Genomic DNA, 20,897 nt, shown 5'->3' with positions numbered 1-20,897 from the left:
AACTTATTCCTTACCGGCGTGGCTAACCAGCCAGCAGTTGTGAATTTGACGGTTGCGCGCGAAATCCTGCGACAGCGTTTTTTGGGTAATTTCCTGCGCCTGCAGACCCAGACGTTCTAAGCCGTCGAGATCCATTTTGAAGCCGCGCTTGTTGTTGGAGAACATAATGGTGCCACCGCGACGCAGCAAACGTTTCAGGTTCTGCATCAGCATCATGTGATCGCGCTGCACGTCGAAATCGTCTTCCATGCGCTTAGAGTTAGAGAACGTCGGCGGATCGATAAAGATCAAATCAAACTGTTCGTCACTCTCACGCAACCAGCTCAGGCAATCGGCGTGCATCAGGCGATGATTACGGCCGGTTAAACCGTTAAGGCGCAGGTTGCGCTCGGCCCACTCCAGATAAGTACGCGACATATCCACGGTGGTGGTGGTTTTCGCGCCACCTAAACCGGCGTGTACGCTGGCGGTACCGGTATACGCAAACAGATTGAGGAAATCTTTGCCTGCGCTCATTTTGCCCAGCATCTGGCGCGCGATACGGTGATCGAGGAACAAACCAGTATCCAGATAATCGGTGAGATTCACCAGCAGACGCGCATCAAATTCCTGCACTTCGAAGAAATCGCCCTTCTCGCCCAGCTTTTGATACTGGCTTTTGCCTTTTTGGCGCTCGCGGGTCTTCATTACCAGACGATTGGCCGGGATCTCCAGCACGCTCAGCGTAGCGCTGATCACATCGAACAGACGCTGACGCGCTTTGTTCGCGTCCACGGTTTTCGGCGGCGCATACTCCTGAATCACCACCCAATCAGCGTAACGATCGACCGCTACGTTGTATTCAGGCAGATCTGCGTCGTACAGACGATAGCAATCGATATTCGACTGACGCGCCCATTTCTCCAGCTTCTTCAGGTTCTTGCGCAGGCGGTTAGCAAAATCTTCGGCGATCTGCGCGCCGCCTTCTGCGCTGGTCGCAGCCAGCTGATAGTTTTTCTGCACGCACTCCAGCGGACCATTTTTGGCTTTGAACTGGCGATCGGCACGCAGTTGCAAACAGCTCAGCAGCTCTGGCGAGGCGCTGAACAGCGACAGATTCCAGCCGCCAAAGTTCTGCTTCATGATGCGGCCCAGCTGGCTGTGCAGCGCAATCAGCGCCGGTTCGCTTTCCAGACGCTCACCGTACGGCGGATTGCTCAATACCGTGCCGGTAATCTCTTTGCCCGCCAGCGGATTTTTCAGCTTAATCACATCCTGCTGCGCAAAGGTGAACAGCTCGAACACGCCTGCACGACGGGCGTTGGCGCGCGCTGATTCCAGCACGCGGCTGTCATTATCGTAGCCAAAGAAACGGGCGGTCGCAGCGGCGGTGCCCACGCGCGCGCGCTCTTTCGCGGCAGCATGAACTTCCTGCCACGCAGCCTGATTATGTTTCTTCCAGCGATTGAAGCCCCAATGGGTACGCAGCAGGCCAGGCGCGCGATCGCAGGCGATCAACGCCGCTTCCAGCAGCAGCGTACCGGAACCACACATCGGATCGACCAGCGGCGTGCTGCTCTGCCAACCGGAACGCATCACGATGGCTGCCGCTAAGGTTTCTTTTAGCGGCGCTGCGCCGGTTTGCTGGCGATAGCCACGCTGATGCAGTGAATCACCGCTTAGATCCAGCGCGATGCTGACGCGATCTTTGTTCAGCCACGCGTTGATGCGGATGCCCGGTTGTTCACGATCAACGTTCGGGCGCTCCAGATTCTGGCGGGTAAAACTATCGACGATGGCATCTTTAATGCGCAGCGCACCGAACTGGCTGTTGCGGATCACCTCGTTGGTGCCGCTAAAATGGATGGCAAAACTGGTGTTGCTGTCGAACATCTCGGTCCACGGGATACTTTGCGCCCCCACGTAAAGATCGAGATCGCTCCAGACGCCAAATTCTCCCAGCGGCAGCAAAATGCGCGAAGCCAGACGGCTCCACAGCAGGCTTTGGTACATTACATGGTCGTCGGCCTGGAAGTGGACGCCGCCCTGCACCACCTGCAAATCCTGCGCACCCAGCGCGTCTAGCTCACTTTTCAACAGCTCTTCGAGCCCACGCGCCGTACTGGCAAACAGAGAATTCATATCGTCACTTTTTACTCTTGCTTAAATTGCTGCGCATTATAGCGAATCAGCGTGCTATGTCATAAAGTTAGCTTCTTTAAAACTTATGACCCCTTTTTTGGAGTGGTGATGATTACGCTTTCACGCCTTTACATCCATCCCGTTAAATCTATGCGCGGTCTGCAACTGTCACATGCGCAGGTGCTGGAAAGCGGTCTGGGCTTTGATCGCATCTTTATGGTGACCGAACGGGACGGCACGTTCGTGACCGCCCGCCAGTTTCCGGAAATGGTGCGCTTTACCCCGGCGCTGCTGCCGGACGGGCTGTTTCTGCAGGCACCGGATGGTTCGCAGGCGCTGATCCGCTTCGCTGATTTCACCGCTGAGCAGTCACCCACCGAAGTCTGGGGCAACCATTTCACCGCGCATATTGCACCTGACGCGATCAACAACTGGTTAAGCACCTTCTTCCCGCGTCCGGTGCAGCTGCGCTGGACCGGCGTGCAACCGACGCGCCGCGTGAAGCGTTTTGATCATGTGCCGCTAAGCTTTGCCGACGGTTTTCCTTACCTGCTGGTGAATATGGCCTCGTTGCAGGATCTGCAGCAGCGCTGTCCGGCCAGCGTGCGCGTTGAGCAGTTCCGTCCCAATCTGGTGGTGAGCGGCGCGGCCGCCTGGGAAGAAGATAGCTGGAAACGCCTGCAAATTGGCGAGATCACCTTTGAGATGCCGAAGCCGTGCAGCCGCTGCGTGTTTACTACCGTCGGTACCGAAAGCGGCCGTAAACATCCTGATGGCGAACCGCTCTCGACCTTGCAGGGTTTTCGCAGCGGGCAGGATGGCAGCGGCGATATCGATTTCGGCCTGAATTTGATCGCCCTTAATAGCGGCATTATTCGCGTCGGCGATGCGGTGACCATTATCGAGAAGCAAACCCCACGCGCTTACGGTGCGGGCGCCGTGGTCGAAACGCTGGCGCCAGCCGCCAGCAGCCACAGCGCGGTGAGCATCGATTATCAGGGTACGAGCTTTAGCGGCGATAATCAGCAAGTGCTGCTGGAACAGTTGGAAATGCAGGGTTTCCGCATTCCCTACTCGTGCCGCGCCGGGATTTGTGGCAGCTGCAAAGTGACGTTGGTGGCGGGTGAAGTGAAGGCACTGAAGAAAAGCGCGGTGCGCGCGGATGGTACCATCTTAAGCTGCAGCTGTATTCCGGCAGGCGATATCGAACTGGCGTAAGCCGATTACACCGCCCGCGCAAAGTGGGCGGTTTGTTCCTGCTGCTGCGGACGTAGACGATCGTTCATGATCTTAATCGCATCACCCAACTGCATACCTTTACCCGCCACGGTTAACGCGTTTTGCGCTAATAAGCACAGCGCGGCATTCTCACCGCTTTCAACCACAAACAGTTGTGCCTGTTCGCCGCTATCAGCCAGCGTCACCGCCACCATATCGCCCGCAGCGGGCTGCCAGCTGTGCGCGTGATTGGTGAAGTGCCAGCTTTTTGGCATCAGGGGTTTGAGAAAACGACTAGCCACCAGCGCGTTTAACACTAACTCCGCACGCTGATCGCCTTTTAATCCACTCTGACGGCAACGTTCTTCAAAGCTAAAATAGAGCGCGGCGTCATCAACACAAAAACCGCTGACATTAAAGGCATCAGGCGTCAGCATTTTGCGCGAGAAGCGCGAGCGAAATAACATGCCGTCGGCTAAATCCAGCATCATGCGGTCATGATCAGCGTCGAAATACCAACGCCAGTTGTCATCAGGTTTGATTTTCATGATCTGCCCTGTGGTTTATCGCTGCGCTAAACGGCGCTTAATTAAAAAATAAATCTGAGAAAAAGCTGAAAAAGGCATCAGCAGGACAAAATATAAACGAGCCGAAGGGATAAATAAACCCCTCGGCGCAGTAAAGTGGGAAATGTCTTAGAGGTGGGTCACGATATCTTTAATTAAGCCTGGGCCTTTATAAATAAATCCAGAGTATATCTGCACTAATGTTGCACCCGCGGTAATTTTCTCACGCGCAGAAACCAGCGAATCAATACCACCGACGCCGATAATAGGTAAGCGGCCCTGCAGCTCTTGCGCCAGGCGGCGAATCACTTCGGTGCTGCGTGACTGCACCGGACGACCACTTAATCCGCCCATTTCTTCGGCATATTTAAGGCCGGTCACCAGCGAACGATCAAGCGTGGTATTGGTGGCAATCACACCATCAATATTGTGGCGCACCAAACTGTCGGCAACCTGGATCAATTCTTCTTCAGTCAGATCCGGCGCGATCTTTACCGCCACCGGCACATATTTAAGGTGCCTTTGTTGTAGTTCTTGCTGTTTTAATTTGATGGCAGAAAGAAGATCGTCCAGCGCTTCGCCATATTGCAGCGTGCGTAATCCTGGCGTGTTGGGTGACGAAATATTGATGGCGATATAACCGGCGTGGGCATATACCTTTTCCATGCAGATCAGATAATCGTCTTTGCCTTTCTCGACCGGCGTATCTTTATTTTTGCCAATATTGATGCCGAGAATGCCTTTAAAGCGCGACTTTTTAACGTTGGCAATCAGATGATCAACGCCGAGATTATTAAACCCCATGCGGTTAATAATCCCTTCGGCAGGCACTAAGCGGAACATACGCGGTTTATCATTTCCCGGTTGCGCCAGCGGCGTTACCGTTCCCACTTCGACAAAACCAAAGCCCATCGCGCCGAAGGCATCAATGCACTCGGCATTCTTATCGAGACCGGCCGCTAAGCCGAGCGCGTTCGGGAAGGTTAATCCCATGCAGGTTACCGGACGTGATGGCAGCGACTGGCGAATCAGCCCTTCCAGCGGGGTGCCGCTAATAAAACGCAGTTGTTGAAAGGTGAGTTCGTGCGCACGCTCAGGATCAAGCTTAAACAGCGCTGGCCGGACGATAGGATATAACATGCACTCTCCTCAATGACGGAAACCAGGGAAGTCGGGGTGCACGGGAAAATGTGCGCCAGAATGGTAAGGTGCGCTGGCGCAAAAGTAAATTGTTCTACTGCATCACAATTTGATCGTTATCAGCGTCGTGCAGAATAGCGGCCAAGCTGTTCGCGACACGCCTGCAAGCCACTGTAAATCGTCGGGCAATACCACATTAGCTTCAGACGCGCGCTATGCTGCAACACATTGCGCACCAGCTGATTCACCTGCGGTTGCCAATCCGTTGGGATCACCATGTGATTTTTGCGCATCTGCGCCAGGCAGCTGTGCATCACCGTTTGGTAATAGCTATCCAGCAACGCCGCATCCACCGGCAGTTGCCGATCGCGCAGGAACTGTTCGCTGCTTTCACGCGCAATAAAGTAATTTTTCACATAGGAAAAATCGCGCGTACTTTGCGACAGCGACGTCAGCATAAAGCGTTTGTAGTAGTAGCTTTGGCTGGTGCAATAAATGTTACGCGCCTGCAGATAGAGCGCAAACATGTAAGGCGCATCTTCATGGTTTTGAATCGGCAGAAACTGCAGCGCCAGTTGATCAATCAAGCGACGCGAAATGATGCTGCTCCACACGACGCGATGCGCCGACTGATGCTGCATCAGCGTACGTAAACTGGTGCTGCCGCCGGGCAGCAATCCACTGACATGACGCTGGTGAATGGTTTGATAGTGGCGCTGCGCGGCAGGCACATCAAAAAACATTTTCGCGCCAAAGCAGAACAGATCGATATCTTCATGGCGCGCCTGCACGCGACGGAAGTCGGCGAACAAGTCGGTGGAGACAAAATCATCGGCATCCATGAAGTAAACAAAATCACCGGTTGCGACAGAGAGCCCTTTCATACGCGCGGCGCTGACGCCGCCGCGCTCACCGCTTAGCAGGATTACCTGCGGATGCTGAGCCGCAAACGCCGTGAGCCAGGCTACGCTGCTGTCACTGGAACCATCGTCGATAACAATGATCTGTTCCGGCGGCGATGACTGACGCAGCAATGAACCCATCGCTTCTGGCAGCCAGGGCGCGCAATTCCAGTTCGGTATGATGACCGAAACCGAAGGGATACGGTGAGATGACATCATGCTCATCCTCTTTCCTCAACGTTAAACAACGGAATTCTGAGACGCTTCAACACCACACTGTGCAGCAGACAGCAGACGCCGAGATTGAACGCGCCAATCAAGCCAAGCCACAGCAGGTTGAGCCAGCGATTTTGGTTCCACTCGATCGGCAGCATGGTGCTCAGCCAGGCGACGACGGCAGAAACCGCCCAAATCAGCATCACGTCGCGGGTTAACCAGGTGAAATGAATGCCCGGCGCAAAGCGGCGATGCACCAGCCACGCCCAGCCCACCAGATAGAAGATGTTCTGGCCCAGCCACAGCCAACCGGTGCCCAGTGCGCCGTAGTGAATGGCGCACCAGATGTTGAGCGGCACCAGCAGCACGGCAAAGCAGGTGAAGCCTTTCATGTGCAGCTTGAGGTTGCCGTTGATGTATTGCAGGTGATAGAGCAAACCGCAGATAGCCTGAATGCCGCTGCCTAATGCGTACAGGCTAAGGACAAACGACATCTCATCAACAATCTGACTTTTCTGCGTCCACGCCCACAGCAGCGGGCCGGCGTAACAGGCGATGGTGATACTGAGCGGCGCCATAAAGATCGCCACCGCCTGCGTGGTGTAGCGGTAAAGTTTTAAGGACTCCGCATCGCCCTCTTTGCGGGTTTTCATGCCGGTCATGCGTGGCACGATGGCCTGCATGATCGGGCTACTCAGCAGCAGAATACCGGTCGCGGCGGTCGCCACCACGGTAAATGAACCGTATTCACTTAGCGGCAGCGTCTTGGAGAGCACCAATCGGTCGATTTGCGAAATAAAGGTCCACACCGCGCTGGAAAATGCCGCGCTGAGCGCAAAACGAATAAAGGGTTTCAGCACCTCTTTCAGATCGCCGCGCTTCTCTTTGCGCGCCGCTTTGGGGATCAGCTGGCAGGATTTGTAGATACAGCAGGCCGCTTCGGCAATCGACACCAGCAACTGCCAGACAAAAAACGCCAATACCGCATTAGAGAAGAATTGAATCACCAGCACCGCGCCAAAGGTGCGCAAGGTGGTGATAATCAGGTTGACGCCGTTCAGCCACACCTGATGTTCGAAGCCCACAATCACGCTGCGATACGGACTGGTGCGCCAGCGTATCGCCGCAGTGATCACCATAATCGCCACGGCAATCACCACATCGCCCGCCGGAAGATGACGCGCATCCAGCCAGTGCGTGGCAATCCACGGTGTCGCCAGCCAACCCAACACCACCAGCACAATCGTGGAGAACAGGAAGAATTTGGTCAGCGTGGCAAACAGCGCCGGGAACCAGACAAATTCCGCCTGATTAGCACGATAGCGCGCCGCTTCCCGCATCAAGGTGGTCGAAACACCGGCATCGAGTAATTGCAGCCAGGTTAATAAGATCGAAAAGAAGCCCACTAAACCGTAGGCTTCCATACCTAAGTGTTGAATATAAAGTGGTACAACCAAAATACCTGACAGCGTCAGATAGATTTGACCAACATAGTTGGCAATCGCGTTACGTTTTATAGACATAGGTGTTTTGGCATCTGGGGATTATCTCAGTGGCCTTAAGCGTGACATAAAAGTATTCACGCGCACACCGGAGTTATTCTTAAAATTAACGTTGGTGCTAAGCGCCCAGCTTTTTTCTCATTTTCATCATGGAGAAATAGATGTCAGGTTGTTTCAACATGAGTTTTTCCATTGCACCTTTGGCCGGGAAGTTTTCCGCAAAGTAGGTTAATGCATGGCGGGTATTATCTGAGAATTTATCGGCACCACTTAACTCGTGCTGGACTAATTGTAATAAGCCGCTGCGTAAATAACTTTCCCGATAGCGGTTTCGCTCCGGAATATAGTGTGACAATCGCGTGAGTTTTTCATAATCGGTAATAAATTGCTGATAGGTTAAGCGCGGCGAGGCTTCTACCTGAGTGGTCAGCGACGCTTCACTGGCGTAATCGAGCACCCACGCCGTTTGCGTATGCAGTAATCCGGCCAGCATCACATCCTGAATACGCGTCAGCGGCCCACCCGCGCGGGCCAGTCCAGCACGCAAGATCACCACAAAGCCGCCCTGCTGCCACCAGCGCTGCGCATGCAGTTGCTGAAACAGCTGCAGAGAAGAGTGTAAACCGTTCGCCAGCTCGCGCTTCGCCAGTGAGACCACAAAACAGTTTAGCTCGGGACGCTGGTCACTGAGCTTTGCCACGTCCTGCAGCAGGTTGGCCGGCAAGGCGCTGCGTTCCGCGCTGAACAGCAGGAAATCATCTTCAGCCGGCGTGCTGTGCGGAAAGGTCGGCAGCAATGAAGAGGTGAGATGCGATCCCGCAGCATCGGGTTGCAGCCAGTAACATACCAGCTCCTCTGCAGCGTTAGGCGAGGGTGAGATGCGATTGAAGGTGGCAGGCGCGACCCGCTGCTCAGTTAAATCCTGAGCAAATGAAGAACTACCCATATATATCTCCCTAAAAATAAATTGGTTTGCCGCAACGGCAGTTCACGCCACAAAACGCGGGCGTAAATAAATAAGTGAAATATCGTTATCGTGTTCTAGCGGAAATTAGCTCAACCGATTATAAACAGGCCTGGAATTGTAATTCCAACCGCGATTAGCATTAACATGTAACTTACGAAATTAATTGTTCAGCGCAGCTGCATGAAGTGTGATGTTGATCGGCGAAAATTTGCATGACTTGTAACAAGGGGATTGAATAGTGCGTATTTTATTAACCTTTATTCGCGTTTAGACATAAATTTCGTGAAATAAAAACCACGGTAAATTAGGAAATAAACAACTGTTGCTCAGTTTTATCCGATTCATGAGGGAGTGAATAGTGGAGAATTGTTTATCTTTTTCCATAACTTTCAATATCAAGCACTGCATGCAATCGGTAACTGCGCGGTCTGTATAAATATATTTCTCTGGTTACTACTCTGTTTTACCCATGCATCACGCCCTTTAATCATTAACGTCATTCACTGAGGCCGCAGGATTTATATAACTGCACCCTTGCAGCCTCGCTTTTCAGATTATACCTAAGCGCCTGAAACCTGCGTTTTCATCCCCTCTTTATATGCTACTGGCTATCCCATTTTGCGACTTAGGATTACCAGATAAATCATTTAAGCCTCGCTGCCTGCTCTGACAGTATTGAGCACATCAGTTCTGAATATCAGATAATCAATAACTTTCAGTTATAAGGAGTGACCATGCGGGTTATTACGCTGGCGGGCAGCCCTCGCTTCCCTTCACGCTCTACTGCGCTGCTGAGCCTGTGCCAGCACGCGCTGGAAGCACGCGGTGTCGAAGTGATTCCATGGAATATTCACAACTTCCAGCCTGAAGATTTGCTCTATGCACGCTTCGATTCTCCCGCATTGGCCGCGTTGAAAGCCGATTTGGCGCTGGCGGATGGCGTAATTGTCGCCACGCCTATATATAAGGCTTCGTTTTCCGGCGCACTGAAAACCCTGCTGGATCTACTGCCCGAGCGCGCGCTGGAACACAAAGTGGTGTTGCCACTGGCCAGCGGCGGCAGCGCTTCACATCTGCTGGCGGTGGATTACGCGCTGAAGCCGGTACTCAACGCGCTAAAGGCACAGGAAGTGTTGCACGGCGTGTTCGCCACTGACGGCCAGGTTACCGATTACGACCGCCAGCCGCTGCTCGATCCGCTGCTGTCGCAACGCATTGATGAAGCGCTGGATACCTTCTGGCACGCGCTACATCGTCGCCACCCACCTTACGCACAAGCGGTATAAAGGAAGAGAGATGAAAAGGATATTGACGGGTTTACTCATGCCAGCCGTCGCGGCGCTGCTCACCTTGAGCGTGAGCGCACAGGCCGCCGACGCACCAGAACAGTTGCGCATCGGTTACCAGAAAGGTTCGGTGAGCATGGTATTGGCGAAAACCCACAAGCTGCTGGAGCAGCGCTTCCCGCACACCAATATAAAGTGGGTGGAATTCCCGGCGGGCCCGCAGATGCTCGAGGCGCTTAACGTCGATAGCATCGATTTGGGCAGCACCGGCGACATCCCGCCGCTGTTTGCGCAGGCCGCAGGTGCCGATCTGCTGTATGTCGGCTCGGAGCCACCCAAGCCGCAAGCCGAAGTGATTTTAGTGCCGAAAGACAGCCCGATTCACAGCGTGGCCGAACTGAAAGGCCATAAAGTGGCGTTCCAGAAAGGCTCCAGCTCGCACAACCTGCTGCTGCGTGCGCTGGAACAGGCCGGGCTGAGTTTTAAAGATATCCAGCCAACCTATCTGACGCCTGCCGATGCGCGCGCCGCGTTTCAGCAAGGTGATGTTGATGCCTGGGCAATTTGGGATCCTTATTACTCTGCCGCGCTGCTGCAAGGCAACGTGCGCGTGCTGGCCGACGGCAGCAAACTCAATCAAACCGGCTCCTTCTATTTAGCCACGCGCAAATACACCGAGGCGAACGGCGCCTTTGTGCAGCAGGTCCTGAATACCTTCAGCGAAGCCGATGCGTTAACGCGCAGCCAGCGCGACCAGAGTATCGATCTGCTGGCGAATGCGATGGGCTTACCGAAACCGGTGATTGCCAGCTATCTCGACCATCGTCCACCGACCACCATTACGCCGGTCAGCGCCCATACCGCGCAGGCCCAACAGCAAACGGCCGATCTGTTTTATGCCAATCATCTGATGCCGGTAAAAGTGAATATTGCTGACCGCATCTGGCATCCACAATCCGCCCAGCCTAAAGGAAATTAATCATGAGCGTATCCGTATTTTGGTTTCTCCCGACGCACGGCGATGGTCACTATCTCGGCACCGCGGAAGGTTCGCGCCCGGTTGATCATGGTTATCTGCAACAGATTGCGCAGGCAGCGGATCGCCTTGGCTTCGGCGGCGTGCTGATCCCCACCGGTCGCTCCTGTGAAGATGCCTGGCTGGTGGCGGCGTCATTGATTCCGGTTACGCAGCGTCTGCGTTTCCTCGTCGCACTGCGTCCGGGCGTGATTTCACCGACGCAGGCGGCGCGTCAGGCCGCCACGCTGGATCGTCTGTCGAATGGTCGCGCGCTGTTTAATCTGGTCACCGGCGGCGATCCGGAAGAGTTAGCCGGCGATGGCGTGTTCCTCGATCACCGTGAGCGCTATGAAGAGTCCGCTGAGTTTACCCGCGTCTGGCGGCGGGTGAGCGAAGGCGAAACCGTCGATTACGAAGGCAAGCATGTGAAGGTGCGCGGTGCGCGTCTGATGTTTAAAGCGGTGCAGGAACCGCGTCCGCCGCTGTGGTTTGGCGGATCATCAGATGCCGCGCAGGATCTGGCCGCTGAACAGGTCGATGTCTATCTCACCTGGGGCGAACCGCCGGCGTTAGTTAAAGAGAAGATTGAGCAAGTGCGCGCCAAAGCGGTGGCACAAGGCCGCACCGTGCGCTTCGGGATTCGTCTGCACGTGATTGTGCGCGAAACCAATGAAGAAGCGTGGCAAGCGGCGGATCGCCTGATTGCCCATCTCGACGATGCCACCATTGCCAAAGCGCAGGCCGCGTTTGCGCGCACCGATTCGGTGGGCCAGCAGCGTATGGCCGCACTGCACGGTGGACGTCGCGACAAGCTGGAGATCAGCCCGAATCTGTGGGCCGGTGTCGGCCTGGTGCGCGGCGGCGCAGGCACCGCGTTAGTGGGCGATGGCCCAACCGTGGCGGCGCGCATGCAGGAGTATCAGGATCTCGGCATCGAGACCTTTATTCTCTCCGGCTATCCGCATCTGGAAGAGGCTTATCGCGTAGGTGAGTTGCTGTTCCCGCACCTCGATTTGGCGATTCCGGAAGTGCCGAAGCCGCGCGTGGTGCAAGCGCACGGTGAAGCGGTGGCCAACGATTTCACGCCGCAAAAAGTGTCGCAGAGCTAAAGGAGCAGATGATGGCGAACGTTAAAACCAGGCTGACCAATGCTGTATTGCCGTGGGTGTTGCCGGTGGTGCTGATTGCGCTGTGGCAACTGGCATCGCAAGTGGGTTGGCTGTCGACGCGCATTTTGCCGTCGCCGGAAAACATCCTCATCACCTTCTGGAAGCTGACGGTGAGCGGAGAACTGTGGCAAAACCTGGCGATCAGCAGCTGGCGTGCCGCCATCGGTTTCTCTATTGGTGGCTCGATTGGTTTGATTCTGGGTTTGATTACCGGCACCTCGCGCGTCGGCGAACGCTTGCTGGATACCTCGGTGCAGATGCTGCGTAACGTGCCGCATCTGGCGCTGATTCCGCTGGTGATTTTATGGTTCGGCATCGACGAATCCGCCAAGATTTTCCTCGTGGCGCTGGGCACGCTGTTCCCGATTTACCTGAATACTTATCACGGCATTCGTAATATTGATCGGGGTTTGGTCGAGATGGCGCGCAGCTACGGCTTGTCTGGCTGGAGCCTGTTCATTCAGGTGATTCTGCCTGGTGCGCTGCCTTCGATTATGGTTGGCGTACGTTTTGCCCTTGGCCTGATGTGGCTGACGCTGATTGTCGCCGAAACCATTTCCGCTAACTCTGGCATTGGTTATCTGGCGATGAACGCCCGTGAATTCCTGCAAACCGACGTGGTGGTGGTGGCCATCATTCTCTATGCCCTGCTCGGCAAACTCGCCGACGTCGCGGCACAACTGCTGGAGCGCGTCTGGCTGCGCTGGCATCCGGCCTACCAAGTGAAGGAGAACGCATGAGCAACGCAACCCTAAATCCGGCGCGCTTAAATCGCGGTACGCCGGTTGGTGTGAATGGCGTCAGCAAGCAATATGGCGATCGCACCATCCTGAATAATATCGACCTGCACATCCCCTCCGGGCAGTTCGTCGCCGTCGTCGGCCGCAGTGGGTGCGGGAAAAGTACCTTGCTGCGCCTGCTGGCGGGTCTGGAATCCACCACGCGCGGGGCGTTGCTGGCGGGTAATGCGCCATTATCCGAGGCACGCGAAGATACGCGTTTGATGTTCCAGGATTCACGCTTACTACCGTGGAAAAAGGTGATTGATAATGTTGGGCTGGGACTGAAAGGCCGCGAATGGCGCGCCGCCGCGCTGGAAGCACTCGAAGCCGTGGGATTGGCGGATCGTGCCAACGAGTGGCCTGCCGCGTTGTCTGGCGGGCAGAAACAGCGCGTGGCGCTGGCGCGTGCGCTGATTCACCGCCCAGGTTTGCTGCTGCTCGATGAACCGCTCGGGGCGCTGGATGCGTTGACGCGTATCGAAATGCAGGGATTGATTGAGTCGCTGTGGCAGCAGCATAACTTCACCGTGCTGCTGGTGACGCACGATGTCAGCGAAGCGGTAGCTATTGCCGATCGCGTATTGTTGATTGAGGAAGGCCAGATTGGCCTGGATTTGATCGTCGATTTACCGCGCCCACGCCGTCGCGGATCGGCACGTCTGGCAGAGCTGGAAGCGGAAGTGCTGGATCGGGTGATGAAGCGCGGCTCGTCAGAGCAGCCGTTGAAGTTTGCGCAGCAGAGTTAATTGAAGACGCGCGATAAATCGCGCCGCTACGGATGTGTGCATTTATTCGTAGCGGCGCAATTTATTGCGCATGGTTTTCTTACGCGTTTAACGCCTTGGTGATTTTCTCATACAGATCGCCCGACAGCTTATCCAGCCCTTGCAACGTTTCCAGCGCTTTACGCATCAGCGCCTGACGATCGGCATCGTAGCGTTTCAGGCGAATCAGCGGCTCAATCATGCGTGCAGCCACTTGCGGGTTGCGCGTGTTGAGATCGGTCAACATCTCCACCAGGAACTGATAACCGCTGCCATCTTTAGCGTGGAACGCCGCGGGATTACCAGACGCGAACGCACCAATCAGTGAACGGATGCGGTTCGGGTTGCCCATGGTGAACGAACGGTGATTCAGCAGCTCACGCACGTTGCTCAGCACGTCCGCCGCTGGGCTGGTGGCTTGCAGCACAAACCATTTATCCATCACCAGACCATCCTGATGCCAGCGCTCATCATAGGCCGCCAGCAGCGTATCGCGACATGGCAGGTTCGCCGCCACCGCGGCAGACAGCGCCGCTAACGCATCGGTCATGTTGTTTGCCTGCTGATATTGCGCCTGCACCAGCTTGTCCGCCTGTGCCGCATCGGCGAAGGCCAGATAACCGAGGCAGACATTTTTCAGCGTGCGCTTGCCAATCTCCGCGTGCTCAATTTTGTATTCGCTGCTTTGGTTGGCCAGATAGAGCGCAAAGAATTCGTCACTCAGCTCTTTAGCCAGCGTACGCACCAGCGCATCGCGCACCGCTGAGATCGCCAGCGGATCGATGACATCAAACAGCTCGGCGATTTCATTCTCAGACGGCAGCGAGAGAATCAACGCTTTCAGCGCCGGATCGCCCTGCTCATCCAGCAGCACCGCGCGGAACGCATCTGCCACATGCAGCGGCAGCGATAGCGGCTGGCCCTGCTGATGACGTGCGACGTTGAGGCGAATGTAGGTTGCCAGCAGGCTTTGCGCCGCATCCCAGCGCGCAAAGTCATTACGCGCGTGGCGCATCAGGAAGGTGAGTTGCGCATCGCTCCATTTGTAGTCGAGCTTCACGGGCGCAGAGAATTCACGCAGCAGCGATGGCACCGGCTGGAAGTAAACGTTATCGAAAATAAAGGTCTGGAACTCTTCGGTGACGTTCAGCACGTGATGCAACGGATGACCGTTATGCTGCAGCGGGATCACCTTGCCTTCGTTATCGTACAGTTCGATATCCAGCGGAATGTGCAGCGGCAGCTTCTCTTTCTGCTCGGCGGTGGCCGGCGTGCGCTGGGTGACGTGCAGCGTGTACTGTTCCAGCTCTGGATTGTAGTCATCGCGCACCGTCAGGATTGGCGTGCCCGCCTGGCTGTACCAGCGGCGGAACTGCGACAGATCGACGTTCGAGGCATCTTCCATCGCCTGCACGAAATCATCGCAGGTGGCGGCGCTGCCATCGTGACGCTCGAAATAGAGTTGCATGCCTTTCTGGAAATTCTCTTCGCCCAGCAAGGTGTGCATCATGCGGATCACTTCTGACCCTTTCTCATACACCGTTAAAGTGTAGAAGTTGTTCATTTCGATCACCTGATCCGGACGGATCGGATGCGCCATTGGGCTGGCGTCTTCCGCGAACTGCGCACCGCGCATCACACGTACGTTATCGATACGGTTCACCGCGCGCGAACCGAGATCGGAGCTGAACTCCTGATCACGGAATACTGTCAGCCCCTCTTTCAGGCTGAGCTGGAACCAGTCGCGGCAGGTCACGCGGTTGCCGGTCCAGTTGTGGAAATATTCGTGACCGATCACCGCTTCAATGCCGAGGTAATCTTTGTCGGTGGCAGTTTCGGCTTTCGCCAGCACATATTTGGAGTTGAAGACGTTAAGGCCTTTGTTCTCCATCGCCCCCATATTGAAGAAATCCACCGCGACGATCATAAAGATGTCGAGGTCGTACTCAAGGTTAAAGCGCTCTTCATCCCACTTCATGCTGGCTTTCAGCGAGGTCATCGCCCAATCAGCACGATCAAGGTTGCCGCGATCGACAAAGATCTCCAGCGCCACATCGCGGCCTGAACGCGTGGTAAAGCTATCACGTAATACGTCGAAATCACCCGCCACCAGCGCAAACAGGTAGCACGGTTTCGGGAACGGATCTTGCCACTTCACCCAATGGCGGCCATCTTCATGGCGACCGCTCTCCAGCTTGTTGCCGTTGGAGAGTAAATAAGGATAACGCGCGGCATCGGCAATAATGGTGGTGGTGAAGCGCGCCAGCACGTCTGGGCGATCGAGATACCACGTAATATGGCGGAAACCTTCGGCTTCACATTGGGTACAAAGCGCATCGCCGGATTGGTATAACCCTTCCAGCGCGGTGTTTTTATCCGGATGAATGTCATTAATGATGGTCAGAGTGAAGTTGTCCGGCAACTGGTTGATGAACAACGCGCCCTCTTCTTCGCGGTAATGCGGCCACGGATTGCCATCCACCGCCAGCGATACCAGCGTGAGGTCTTCGCCATCCAGACGCAGTTCCGCATCGGTAGCGCCCAAACGCTTCACCTGACTGACCGCCGTGACACGCGTCGAAGCCGCATCCAGATCAAAAGTCAGGTCGATATCGGTAATGGTGTAGTCCGGCGCACGGTAATCGTGGCGATATTTAATTTGCGGCTGTTGCGTCATGAGTCCTTCTCGCATCGTTAAATCGTTAATATGTTGACCCGTCAAAGTCTAAGCGGGTTGTGCCTCTGTTGCCACGGTCAATGCGTGCGTTCGTTGAAAAGGCTACAATTCATTAACAATGGCACAAATGACCCTCGACCTGCCACCCGCAATTATGGTGTGATCGCGGTCATTACTGTTTTATACTCCTGCGTCTTTATGACTTTGTTGAACACCGGGCTCTGCTCCGCGGAAGAGGATGCTGAAACGCACCATGACTGGACATGCTTCCCCGATTTTGACCACGCTGCTTGATACCGATGCGTATAAGCTTCACATGCAGCAGGCCGTCTATCATCGCTATTATGATGTCCCGGTTACGGCGGAATTTCGCTGCCGTGGCGACGAACTGCTCGGTATTTATGCGGACGAGATCCGCGCACAAATTGAAACCCTGCAAACGCTCGCCCTGAGCGACGATGAGTATCACTACCTCAGCGGGCTGCCTTTCTTCCAACGCGATTACCTTAACTGGCTGCGCCAGTTCCGCCTCGATCCCTCACAAGTCAACGTGCGTAACAACAACGGCCATCTGACGATTCAGATCAGCGGGCCGTGGCGTGAAGTGATTTTGTGGGAAGTGCCGTTGCTGGCGCTGATCAGTGAAGTGGTGCATCGCCACCGCACGCCGCAGATGGGTGTGGAGCAGGCGGTTGCGCACTTGCAGCATAAGCTTACGAATTTCCGTCAGCAGGTCGGCGATTGGGATATGTCACGCTTCCAGCTGATGGATTTCGGCACGCGGCGCCGCTACTCCAAAGCGGTGCAGGAAGCGATTGTCGCTACGCTTAAAGCGGAGTTTCCGTGGCTGGTGGGCACCAGCAACTACGATTTGGCGCGCCGCCTGCAGCTTAACCCGGTGGGTACACAAGCGCATGAATGGTTCCAGGCGCACCAGCAAATCAGCCCGGTATTGGCGAACAGCCAACGTGCGGCGCTGCAATCCTGGCTGGACGAGTATGACAATCAGTTAGGTATTGCTTTAACCGACTGCATCACCATGGATGCTTTCCTGCGTGATTTTGGCCCGGGCTTTGCGCATCGTTATCAAGGCCTGCGCCATGACTCCGGCGATCCGCTGGAATGGGGTGAAAAAGCCATTGCGCACTATCAGCGGCTGGATATCGATCCCAAAAGCAAAACGCTGGTGTTCTCGGATAACCTCAATCTGGACAAAGCGCTGGCGCTCTATCGTCACTTCGGCCAACGTGCCAACGTGGTGTTCGGTATCGGAACGCGCCTGTCCTGCGATATTCCGGGCGTGACGCCGCTGAATATCGTGATCAAACTGGTGAGCTGCAATGGCAAACCGGTGGCAAAACTCTCCGACAGCCCCGGCAAAACCATTTGCCAGGATAAAGCCTTCGTGCGCGCCTTGCGCAAAGCCTTCGATCTGCCGCTGGTCAAAAGAGCCAGCTGATTCTTATAGCAGGGCGCTTGCGCCCTGCTCTCACGCAACAAATCTCCTGTTTACCCGGCAATTTTGCTTGTTTCCTGTGGGCTCGCAAGTAACATAGCAAAACCCTGAAAAAGGGCTTTTATCCACCTTCTTTTATATATAGAGAGAACTTTATGAGCGTTGTGCCTGTAGCGGATGTACTGCACGGCCGTGTCGCGGTTGACAGTGAAGTCACCGTACGTGGTTGGGTGCGTACCCGAAGAGATTCCAAAGCTGGTCTTTCCTTTATCGCCGTTTACGACGGTTCCTGCTTTAATCCCGTTCAGGCCGTCGTCAATAATTCTCTGAATAATTATCAGGATGAAGTGCTGCGTCTGACCACCGGCTGCTCGGTAATCATTACCGGTAAAGTGGTCGAATCGCCGGGCGAAGGCCAGGCTTTCGAGCTGCAGGCGACTAACGTCGAAGTTACCGGTTGGGTTGACGATCCGGATACCTATCCGATGGCGGCGAAACGTCACAGCATCGAATACCTGCGTGAAGTGGCGCATCTACGTCCGCGTACCAACCTTGTAGGCGCTGTGGCGCGCGTGCGTCATACGCTGGCGCAGGCGCTGCATCGCTTCTTCCACGAAAACGGCTATTTCTGGGTTTCTACTCCGCTGATCACCGCTTCGGATACCGAAGGTGCCGGCGAGATGTTCCGCGTTTCGACGCTGGACCTGGAAAACCTGCCGCGCGATCCGCAGGGCAAAATTGATTTCGATAAAGACTTCTTCGGTAAAGAAGCCTTCCTGACCGTATCCGGCCAGCTCAACGCCGAAACTTACGCCTGTGCGCTGTCTAAGGTGTATACCTTTGGTCCCACTTTCCGCGCCGAAAACTCCAACACCAGCCGTCACCTGGCGGAATTCTGGATGCTGGAGCCGGAAGTGGCGTTCGCGACGCTGGATGATGCGGCCGCTTTGGCAGAATCTATGCTGAAGTATGTGTTCCAGGCTGTGCTGAACGAGCGCGCCGACGACATGGCGTTCTTTGCTGAGCGTGTAGACAAGGATGCGGTTGCGCGTCTGGAGCGCTTCGTACAGACCGACTTTGCTCAGGTGGATTACACCGATGCGGTTGAAATCCTGCTGAAAAGCGGCCAGAGCTTCGAGAACCCGGTTTCCTGGGGCGTTGATCTCTCATCCGAACACGAGCGTTATCTCGCAGAGCAGCACTTCAAAGCGCCGGTGGTGGTGAAAAATTACCCGAAAGACATTAAAGCCTTCTATATGCGCATGAACGAAGATGGCAAAACCGTGGCGGCGATGGATGTTCTCGCGCCAGGCATCGGCGAAATCATCGGGGGTTCACAGCGTGAAGAGCGTCTGGATGTGCTGGATGCACGTCTGGCAGAAATGGGCCTCAATAAAGAAGATTATTGGTGGTATCGTGACCTGCGCCGTTACGGCACCGTGCCACATGCCGGCTTTGGATTAGGTTTCGAACGATTAATCGCCTATGTCACCGGCGTACAAAATGTAAGGGATGTTATCCCCTTCCCACGTACCCCTCGCAACGCGAATTTCTAAATTTAGCGATTAATTATAAGTAATTCATATATATAAAGAGGTCGGCCTAGCCGGCCTTTTTTTATTTTTGTAAATTTAGAGTTCTCTCACAAAGTTCCCGAATTTTTACAAATTGTCATACAATTTTTCCTTTTGATACTTAATTGCGAGATTTGAATCATCTTCGGGCTAGAATTAGCAACCCTGTGATGGAAAGATGCGTGCAGACACAGGAGACATCAAACTTCTTTCAAGGTTCTGTAAAGATTTCTTGGCAGCAGTGGCAGATGTCCAAATAACTCCAATGAGGGTAATAAAAAATGATGAAGCGCAACATTCTTGCAGTGGTTATCCCTGCTCTGTTAGCTGCCGGCGCAGCAAACGCAGCAGAAATCTATAATAAAGACGGCAACAAGCTGGACCTGTACGGTAAAGCTGTTGGTCTGCACTATTTCTCGGATGACGCTGGCAGCGACGGCGACCAGACTTATGTTCGCTTCGGCTTCAAGGGTGAAACCCAGATTAATGACCAACTGACCGGTTACGGCCAGTGGGAATACAACGTTCAGGCTAACAACTCTGAAGGTTCTGATGCACAAGACGGCAACAAAACCCGTCTGGGCTTCGCAGGTCTGAAATTTGGCGATGCGGGTTCAATCGATTACGGTCGTAACTACGGCGTTGTATATGACGCAATCGGCTGGACTGACGTTCTGCCAGAATTCGGTGGTGACTCAGGTTACTCAGACAACTTCATGAACGGTCGTAGCACCGGTCTGCTGACCTACCGTAACACCAACTTCTTCGGTCTGGTTGACGGCTGGAACTTCGCAGTACAGTACCAGGGCAAAAACGATCGTTCTGATATCCGCCGTGCAAACGGTGACGGTTATGGCCTGTCAACATCTTACACTTCACCAATCGGTGTTGGTGTAGCTGCAGCGTATAGCAGCAGCGACCGTACTAACCTGCAGTCTGCTGGTTCAGTAGTCGATAGCGATGGTGATGTAGTAGCGACTAACATCGGTGCAGGTAAGCGTGCTGAAAACTGGGCAACCGCTCTGAAATATGACGCAAACAACGTATACCTGGCTGCAATGTACGGTGAAACCCGTAACTCAACGCCAATCTCTGGTGCACAAGCTACCCTGGCTGACGGTACTCAGGCTACCGTTTCTGGCTTCGCTAACAAAGCTCAGAACTTCGAAGTTGTTGCACAATACCAGTTCGACTTCGGTCTGCGTCCGTCCATCGCCTACGTTCAGTCTAAAGGCAAAGACATCGAAGGCGTTGGCGATGCTGACCTGGTTAAATACATCGATGTGGGCGCAACCTACTACTTCAACAAAAACATGGCTACCTATGTTGATTACAAAATCAACCAGTTGAACGATGACAACCCACTGGGTCTGGCTACCGACGACGTAGTAGCTGTTGGTCTGGTTTACCAGTTCTAATCGCCCGATTAGCATTGCGTAATACCTAAAAACGGAGCCCTCGGGCTCCGTTTTGCATTTCAGTGATCGGCTTCGCAATTAGCTTTTCTACTTTATCTCACCGACATATTTCTTTTTTATA

Annotated in this window: 16 protein-coding genes; 9 read left to right on the top strand and 7 right to left on the bottom strand. The window is 54.6% G+C overall.

What is annotated here, in order from left to right:
* Positions 1-3: 3 nt before the first annotated feature.
* Entirely contained in the window at positions 4-2,121 is a 2,118-nt protein-coding gene (gene rlmKL / locus PO881_RS06865) for a bifunctional 23S rRNA (guanine(2069)-N(7))-methyltransferase RlmK/23S rRNA (guanine(2445)-N(2))-methyltransferase RlmL (protein WP_222210645.1), read from the bottom strand.
* Between the two features lie 108 nt (positions 2,122-2,229).
* Between rlmKL and PO881_RS06860 the strand changes: the two genes are divergently transcribed.
* Positions 2,230-3,339 carry a YcbX family protein gene (locus PO881_RS06860; RefSeq protein WP_280172653.1) on the top strand — a complete coding sequence of 370 codons (1,110 nt, stop codon included), beginning with the start codon at positions 2,230-2,232 and terminating at the stop codon, positions 3,337-3,339.
* A 5-nt stretch (positions 3,340-3,344) separates the two neighbouring features.
* Here the strand turns inward: PO881_RS06860 and PO881_RS06855 are convergent, their stop codons facing one another.
* From PO881_RS06855 to PO881_RS06835, 5 genes are all read right to left on the bottom strand, one after another.
* Complete coding sequence (locus PO881_RS06855) at positions 3,345-3,887, bottom strand: cell division protein ZapC (protein WP_101760931.1); 543 nt, start codon at positions 3,885-3,887, stop codon at positions 3,345-3,347.
* A gap of 147 nt (positions 3,888-4,034) precedes the next feature.
* Positions 4,035-5,045, bottom strand: a complete 1,011-nt coding sequence (gene pyrD, locus PO881_RS06850) for a quinone-dependent dihydroorotate dehydrogenase (protein WP_192234385.1) — start codon at positions 5,043-5,045, stop codon at positions 4,035-4,037.
* A gap of 119 nt (positions 5,046-5,164) precedes the next feature.
* Entirely contained in the window at positions 5,165-6,166 is a 1,002-nt protein-coding gene (locus PO881_RS06845) for a glycosyltransferase (protein ID WP_280172652.1), read from the bottom strand.
* Between the two features lie 2 nt (positions 6,167-6,168).
* Positions 6,169-7,686: an oligosaccharide flippase family protein gene (locus PO881_RS06840; RefSeq protein WP_277974711.1), complete on the bottom strand. Its 1,518-nt coding sequence runs from the start codon at positions 7,684-7,686 to the stop codon at positions 6,169-6,171.
* A gap of 97 nt (positions 7,687-7,783) precedes the next feature.
* A complete protein-coding gene (locus PO881_RS06835) occupies positions 7,784-8,611 on the bottom strand; it encodes a hypothetical protein (protein WP_192413842.1) in 828 nt (275 codons plus the stop codon).
* Positions 8,612-9,366: 755 nt separating this feature from the next.
* On the opposite strand from PO881_RS06835, the gene ssuE reads away from it, so the two are divergent.
* The 5 genes from ssuE to ssuB are packed head-to-tail and all read left to right on the top strand — an operon-like array spanning position 9,367 to position 13,633.
* Positions 9,367-9,918, top strand: coding sequence for an NADPH-dependent FMN reductase (ssuE, locus tag PO881_RS06830; protein ID WP_101760936.1), 552 nt, complete (start codon positions 9,367-9,369; stop codon positions 9,916-9,918).
* A gap of 10 nt (positions 9,919-9,928) precedes the next feature.
* Complete coding sequence (locus tag PO881_RS06825) at positions 9,929-10,897, top strand: sulfonate ABC transporter substrate-binding protein (protein ID WP_137385505.1); 969 nt, start codon at positions 9,929-9,931, stop codon at positions 10,895-10,897.
* Between the two features lie 2 nt (positions 10,898-10,899).
* Positions 10,900-12,045, top strand: coding sequence for an FMNH2-dependent alkanesulfonate monooxygenase (gene ssuD / locus PO881_RS06820; protein WP_192413844.1), 1,146 nt, complete (start codon positions 10,900-10,902; stop codon positions 12,043-12,045).
* An 11-nt stretch (positions 12,046-12,056) separates the two neighbouring features.
* Complete coding sequence (gene ssuC, locus PO881_RS06815) at positions 12,057-12,845, top strand: aliphatic sulfonate ABC transporter permease SsuC (RefSeq protein WP_101760938.1); 789 nt, start codon at positions 12,057-12,059, stop codon at positions 12,843-12,845.
* Positions 12,842-13,633, top strand: a complete 792-nt coding sequence (gene ssuB / locus PO881_RS06810) for an aliphatic sulfonates ABC transporter ATP-binding protein (protein ID WP_101760939.1) — start codon at positions 12,842-12,844, stop codon at positions 13,631-13,633. Before ssuC ends, ssuB begins: the two co-directional genes overlap by 4 nt.
* A gap of 79 nt (positions 13,634-13,712) precedes the next feature.
* On the opposite strand, the gene pepN is transcribed toward ssuB, so the two are convergent.
* Positions 13,713-16,328, bottom strand: a complete 2,616-nt coding sequence (pepN, locus tag PO881_RS06805; protein WP_277974710.1) for an aminopeptidase N — start codon at positions 16,326-16,328, stop codon at positions 13,713-13,715.
* A gap of 253 nt (positions 16,329-16,581) precedes the next feature.
* Between pepN and pncB the strand changes: the two genes are divergently transcribed.
* The 3 genes from pncB (at position 16,582) to ompF (ending at position 20,776) form a co-directional block, all read left to right on the top strand.
* Complete coding sequence (pncB, locus tag PO881_RS06800; RefSeq protein WP_280172651.1) at positions 16,582-17,787, top strand: nicotinate phosphoribosyltransferase; 1,206 nt, start codon at positions 16,582-16,584, stop codon at positions 17,785-17,787.
* A gap of 152 nt (positions 17,788-17,939) precedes the next feature.
* Positions 17,940-19,340, top strand: coding sequence for an asparagine--tRNA ligase (gene asnS / locus PO881_RS06795; RefSeq protein ID WP_101760942.1), 1,401 nt, complete (start codon positions 17,940-17,942; stop codon positions 19,338-19,340).
* Between the two features lie 299 nt (positions 19,341-19,639).
* Positions 19,640-20,776: a porin OmpF gene (ompF, locus tag PO881_RS06790; protein ID WP_280172650.1), complete on the top strand. Its 1,137-nt coding sequence runs from the start codon at positions 19,640-19,642 to the stop codon at positions 20,774-20,776.
* Positions 20,777-20,897: the final 121 nt, after the last annotated feature.

The organism is Pantoea sp. SS70 (assembly GCF_029866845.1).
Classification (GTDB): domain Bacteria; phylum Pseudomonadota; class Gammaproteobacteria; order Enterobacterales; family Enterobacteriaceae; genus Pantoea; species Pantoea leporis.
The sequence above is the reverse complement of the archived record's forward strand: the minus strand, read 5'-3'. Positions and strand labels throughout refer to the sequence as shown.

Coding starts and splice junctions, on each gene's coding strand:
- rlmKL (WP_222210645.1), bottom strand. CDS start 2,121: ATGAATTCTCTGTTTGCCAGTACGGCGCGTGGGCTCGAAGAGCTGTTG.
- PO881_RS06860 (WP_280172653.1), top strand. CDS start 2,230: ATGATTACGCTTTCACGCCTTTACATCCATCCCGTTAAATCTATGCGC.
- PO881_RS06855 (WP_101760931.1), bottom strand. CDS start 3,887: ATGAAAATCAAACCTGATGACAACTGGCGTTGGTATTTCGACGCTGAT.
- pyrD (WP_192234385.1), bottom strand. CDS start 5,045: ATGTTATATCCTATCGTCCGGCCAGCGCTGTTTAAGCTTGATCCTGAG.
- PO881_RS06845 (WP_280172652.1), bottom strand. CDS start 6,166: ATGATGTCATCTCACCGTATCCCTTCGGTTTCGGTCATCATACCGAAC.
- PO881_RS06840 (WP_277974711.1), bottom strand. CDS start 7,686: ATGTCTATAAAACGTAACGCGATTGCCAACTATGTTGGTCAAATCTAT.
- PO881_RS06835 (WP_192413842.1), bottom strand. CDS start 8,611: ATGGGTAGTTCTTCATTTGCTCAGGATTTAACTGAGCAGCGGGTCGCG.
- ssuE (WP_101760936.1), top strand. CDS start 9,367: ATGCGGGTTATTACGCTGGCGGGCAGCCCTCGCTTCCCTTCACGCTCT.
- PO881_RS06825 (WP_137385505.1), top strand. CDS start 9,929: ATGAAAAGGATATTGACGGGTTTACTCATGCCAGCCGTCGCGGCGCTG.
- ssuD (WP_192413844.1), top strand. CDS start 10,900: ATGAGCGTATCCGTATTTTGGTTTCTCCCGACGCACGGCGATGGTCAC.
- ssuC (WP_101760938.1), top strand. CDS start 12,057: ATGGCGAACGTTAAAACCAGGCTGACCAATGCTGTATTGCCGTGGGTG.
- ssuB (WP_101760939.1), top strand. CDS start 12,842: ATGAGCAACGCAACCCTAAATCCGGCGCGCTTAAATCGCGGTACGCCG.
- pepN (WP_277974710.1), bottom strand. CDS start 16,328: ATGACGCAACAGCCGCAAATTAAATATCGCCACGATTACCGTGCGCCG.
- pncB (WP_280172651.1), top strand. CDS start 16,582: ATGACTGGACATGCTTCCCCGATTTTGACCACGCTGCTTGATACCGAT.
- asnS (WP_101760942.1), top strand. CDS start 17,940: ATGAGCGTTGTGCCTGTAGCGGATGTACTGCACGGCCGTGTCGCGGTT.
- ompF (WP_280172650.1), top strand. CDS start 19,640: ATGATGAAGCGCAACATTCTTGCAGTGGTTATCCCTGCTCTGTTAGCT.